The organism is Oleiphilus sp. HI0125 (assembly GCF_001635355.1).
Genome location: NZ_LWGF01001227.1, coordinates 1 through 852, shown reverse-complemented (window position 1 = coordinate 852; position 852 = coordinate 1). Strand labels below are relative to the sequence as shown.

Annotated in this window: 1 protein-coding gene; it reads right to left on the bottom strand. The window is 43.8% G+C overall.

Annotation, left to right across the window (positions count from 1 at the left end; genetic code table 11):
- Positions 1–721: aminotransferase class I/II-fold pyridoxal phosphate-dependent enzyme (locus tag A3762_RS21345; RefSeq protein ID WP_156493652.1), on the bottom strand; the 721-nt coding region annotated here is incomplete at its 3' end.
- Positions 722–852: the final 131 nt, after the last annotated feature.

Here is an 852-nt window from a genome sequence, read left to right as displayed (position 1 = left end):
ACGGATCAGGTTCATTAAATAGAGGGAAGCGCTCTTTGTTTGCCGCCCAATCAAAATTCCCTGAGTCAACAATGGCGCCACCGATCGCTAGGCCGTGGCCGCCAATGTATTTTGTTAGAGAGTGAACAACGATATCGGCGCCAAGTTTGAAAGGCTGGCAGATGTAAGGTGTTGCAACGGTATTGTCGACGATAACTGGAATGCCATGACGATGCGCTATCTCAGATAGCTTTTTGATATCAACAATGTTGCCGGCGGGATTTCCAATCGATTCACAGAACAGTGCGCGAGTTTTATCATCAATCAAGGATTCCATTTTCTCGAAATCTCGATGGTCACACATTTTTACTTCTATTCCTTGTTGCGGAAAAGTATGAGCAAACAGATTGTAAGTGCCACCATATAATTGACTCGTGCTCACTATGTTATCTCCAGCACGAGTTAAGCATTGAATAGAGTATGTGATGGCCGACATGCCAGATGAAACCGCCAACGCACCGATGCCACCCTCCATTTCCGCGATTCGTTGCTCTAACACGCCTGTGGTTGGGTTCATGATTCGCGTATAGATATTTCCGGGTACTTTCAGGTCAAACAGATCTGCGCCGTGTTGGGTGTTGTCGAAGGTAAATGATGTGGTTTGATAGATCGGTACAGCAGCAGATTTGGTAGTAGCTTCGGATTCGTAGCCATGATGTAATGCTAGTGATTCTAATTTCATTGTTACTCTCTTTATTCTCTTGATGAAGCGATTTTCAACTTCTTTTTATAATGGCTTTTTATGCAGCATTGCAATAGACATGTGCCGCGTATTGGTAAAGTTTTGTTTAGGAACAAACAACTATGAACCCT